Source organism: Mycobacterium innocens (genome assembly GCF_900566055.1).
GTDB classification, from domain to species: domain Bacteria; phylum Actinomycetota; class Actinomycetes; order Mycobacteriales; family Mycobacteriaceae; genus Mycobacterium; species Mycobacterium innocens.
Genome location: NZ_UPHQ01000320.1, coordinates 1 through 4212, shown reverse-complemented (window position 1 = coordinate 4212; position 4212 = coordinate 1). Strand labels below are relative to the sequence as shown.

General features: G+C 63.2%; 1 protein-coding gene and 2 pseudogenes. All 3 read left to right on the top strand.

The features are described 5' to 3' along the window. Positions 1-199: 199 nt before the first annotated feature. Positions 200-2458 (top strand): annotated as a pseudogene (locus EET03_RS29275) (DEAD/DEAH box helicase family protein); the annotation flags it as partial. 538 nt (positions 2459-2996) lie between these two features. Then, positions 2997-3635: pseudogene (locus EET03_RS29265) on the top strand (helix-turn-helix domain-containing protein); the annotation flags it as partial. Between the two features lie 222 nt (positions 3636-3857). Next, on the top strand, positions 3858-4115 hold the full coding sequence (locus EET03_RS29260; RefSeq protein WP_075542431.1) for a hypothetical protein: 258 nt from the start codon (positions 3858-3860) through the stop codon (positions 4113-4115). The last annotated feature ends 97 nt before the right edge of the window (positions 4116-4212 follow it).

Sequence of the window (4212 nt, the reverse complement as noted above, 5' to 3'; positions counted from 1 at the left end):
ACAACATAGGCAACCCGCGGCGGCGCAACTGGTTTTCGGGGACGCGACAAGGTAGACAGGCACTCACGGGGCTCCGGCAGCGAGAGGGATGTGGTGTTCATCCGCTACCGCGAGCCCCGCCTCATCCGATTGCGCGACACACAATCGTTATCACATCGTTATCATCTGTCACTACAGTCACACGGGTTTGTGAACAGGCTCTCAGACCGTCGCCGACGCGATCACCCAGTACAAAGCCTCCCGGCTGCCCAAGGATCCCACGACACGCGCCATTCAGCCGCTGTTTGTTTCCGGCGCCCGCGCGCTGGTGCACTTCGCGGTGTCCGACGACGAGGTCTGGATGACCACGAAACTCGCCGGCGACACAACGCATTTCTTGCCGTTCAACCGGGGTGCCGAAGACGGCGGCGCCGGTAACCCGCTCAACCAGACGGGTGCGAAGTCCGCCTATTTGTGGGAGCGGGTTCTGCGGCGCGACGCCTGGCTGAACATCCTCTGCCGACTGATGTACATCAAGCACGAGTCGAGCACCGACCCGATCAGCGGCAAGACCACCAAGTCGTCGTCGCTGCGATTCCCGCGCTTTCACCAGGGGGAGGCCGTCACCGAACTCACCGCCGCGGTCACCGCTGAAGGCGTCGGAAAGCGTTACCTGATCCAGCATTAGGCGGGTTCGGGCAAGACTGACTCGATTGCCTGGACCGCGCACCGGATGGCGCGGCTGCAGGTTGACAACCAGAAGGTGTTCGACTCGGTCATCGTCGTGACCGACCGAAACGTGCTCGATGCCCAGCTGCAGGACGCAATCAAACAGATCGACAACGACCAGGGCATCGTCGTAGCCATCGACCGCGACGAAGCCGCGAAAGCCGGCGGCGAGGCAAAATCGAAATCCGGCCTGCTCGCCAATGCGCTGATCGGCGGCAAGCTGATCATCGTAGTCACCATTCAGATCTTCCCGTTCGCGATGAACGAGATCCGAAAGAACAAGGGGCTCAAGGGCAAGAGGTTCGCCGTCATCGCCGACGAAGCCCACTCGTCGCAGTCCGGACAGATCGCGAGCAAGTTGAAGTCCGTGCTGACCGCCGACGAACTCAAAGAGATCGAGGAGGGCGGTGAGATCGATATCGAGGCAGTGCTGGCGGCCGAAGCCACCGAGCGTGCCGAGTCGGCCAACATCTCCTACTTCGCGTTCACCGCCACCCCCAAAGCCAAGACGCTGGAACTGTTCGGCCGCAGGCCAACTCCCGGCGATAAACCAGTGCCGTTCCACGTCTACACGATGAAGCAGGCCATCGAGGAGGGCTACATCCTCGACGTGCTGACCGGGTTCCACTCGTTCAAGTTGGCGTTCCAGGTGGGGCAGAACGTCGCCCACGGGAACGAGGTGGCCCAAGCCACCAAGGAGGTCATGCGCTGGGTCAAGCTCAACCCGCAGACCATCGCGCAGAAGGCCGCGATCATCGTCGAGCACTTTCACGCGAACGTGGACGGGCTGCTCGACGGGCACGCCAAGGAGATGGTCGTCACCGACTCCCGCAAGGCGGCGGTGCGCTGCAAGCTCGCGATCGACTCATTCATCACCAAGAAGGGCTACGGATACGGCACCCTGGTCGCGTTCTCGGGCACGGTGCACGACCCGGAGTCCGGGCCGGAGGATTTCACCGAAGCCAGCATGAACCCGGGCGTGCATGACCTGCGTACCTCATTTCGCGGTGACCAGTACAAGGTGATGATCGTCGCCAACAAGTTCCAAACCGGATTCGACCAGCCGCTGCTGTGCGCGATGTACGTCGACAGAATCTTGTCCGGTGTTACTGCGGTGCAGACCCTCTCGCGGCTCAACCGCACTTACCGCACCCCTTCGGGCATCCAGAAAACCGCGTCGATGACGCAGGTCGTGGATTTCGTCAACGAGCCCGAAGAGATCCGCAAGGCGTTCGAGCCGTACTTCACCGACGCGTTCCTGGAAACCGACACCGACCCGAACCTGGTTCACGACCTGGCGGCGAAACTCGACACCGCCGGCATCTACACCGAAGGCGAGATCGACCAGTGCGCAGAGGTTTTCGTAAAAGCCAAAGGCCACAACGCGCTTAAGGCGGCGGTCGACCCCGGCAAAAAGCGGTTCGCCGAGCGCTACCAAGCCGCGCTCATTCACAACGGCGGCGAGGGCGATAAGGCGGCACTGGCCGAGCTGGACATGTTCCGCAAGGACGTCGGGTCCTTCGTGCGTCTCTATGACTTCATGTCACAGATCATCGACTACGGTGACCCGGGGCTGGAGAAGAAGCAAATCTATCTGCGCGAACTTGACCGGGTGATCCGGCCGGACAACTACACTGCCCCGATCGACCTGTCTGACGTAGTGCTCAAGCACGTCAAGCAAATCGACAGGGGCAGAATCGACATCGGCCTCGGTGGGCGGGTCGGACTGTCCGGAATCACCGCCGCCGGGTGTTGGCCGTCTCTTGGGATGACGACCACTGGGTAGGCATTCGTCATTGAGGCTGCCGATGCGGCGGTCGGTGTGCTGGCGGGGTTGATCTGGTTCGTGTGCACCATCAGTGTGACGAGGAACTGATGGGTGCGCGACAACCCGCTGAAGTCTTGGCTCGGCTTGCGGGGTGCCGCGCTGTAGTGCTTGGAGGCACTGGTGGTGACGGTAGAGGCTGATCCTGTCCGCGTCGAGTCGCGGTTGGCAGGTGGGGGGATCGGATGCCCGACGTGCCGCGACGGTGTGTTGGGTGGGTGGGGGTATGCCCGTGTCCGCCAGATCGAGGGAATCGGCGATTCATTGCGGCCGCGGCGTGGGCGTTGTCGATCCTGCGCGGTCGCGCATGTGTTGTTGCCGGTGACGGTGTTGTTGCGTAGAGCTTATGCGGCGGAACGGATTTGGATTGCGGTGAGTGCCCGCGCTACGGGCGCTGGGCATCGCCGGATCGGCGCCAGCCTGCAGGTGCCGGCGGCGACAGTACGGGGCTGGCTGCGCCGCGCTGGGTCACGGCTTGAAGCGCTTCGAGTCTCAAGCGATCGGGTTGTTCCGCTATCAGCTGATCTGTCCGGCCCTGGATGAGGGGCTATCGAGCAAGCAGCGCGGCAAGCTGGTGCGCGAGATCGCCGCCGCTACCCACACCGACCCGTTCGGCAACCAGACCCGGGTCTCGCGCGAGACGCTGGACCGCTGGATCCGCCGCTACCGCGCCGGCGGGTTTGAGGCGCTGGTACCGGCCCCGCGGCGGCTGGCCGCGCGCACCGACGCCCAGGTGCTGGAGCTGGCAGCCTCGCTCAAGCGAGAAAATCCGGCCCGCACCGTGGCGCAGGTGGCCCGCATCTTGCGCACCGCGACCGGGTGGACGCCCTCAGAGTCGACCCTGCTGCGTCATTTCCACCGACTGGAGTTGACGGGCCTGGATGCTGGTGAGGCCCCGGCGGTGTTCGGCCGGTTCGAGGCCGCCGACCCCAACGAGCTTTGGGTTGGCGACGCCCTGCACGGGCCGCGGGTCGGCGACCGCAAAACGTACCTTTTCGCCTTCCTTGACGATCACTCCCGGCTGGCGGTCGGCTACCGGTTCGGCTTCGCCGAAGACACGGTGCGGCTGGACCACAGCATCGTCGACGAAAAGGCAGCACGCATCGCCGTCACCGAAACCGCCAGGGACTGAACCCAGTCCGCATCAACCCGACCACCACCGCGTCAGCCCGGCGACAACGCCGTCAACACGCCCACAACGGCCCCGCTCAACATGCCCAGCGGGGCCGTTCTCCTTCACGGATCACTTCAATCCCAATGACGCCATCATCGTCATCCTGAGTGACGCTCAACAGCCGGGTCCGGTGAGAAGCGCGACCCGAAGATGGTCGCCTTCCAGCAGGTGCTCGACCGGCTCAACGACCTGTTCGGGTCGGAAGACTTCACCGAGTCGCAGAAGGTATCGTTCCTCGAAGCACTGCTGCAGACGCTGCTCGAGGATGCTGCGCTGGTGCAGCAGGCGAAGGTAAATTCCGCCAAGCAGTTCGTGGAGTCCCCGGACTTCGATGGCGTGCGAAGGTACCCCCGCAACCTGATGCTGTATTTTCATTGGGCCTCAATAGTTCACGCGATTCGGTGCTGAGGTGTGTCGTGAACGTGAAAGGTGCACTGCCTCAACGATAATCGATGTTTGCTAGCGTTCGAGAATCGATCAAGGAGTGCACCTATCAGATGCAGGC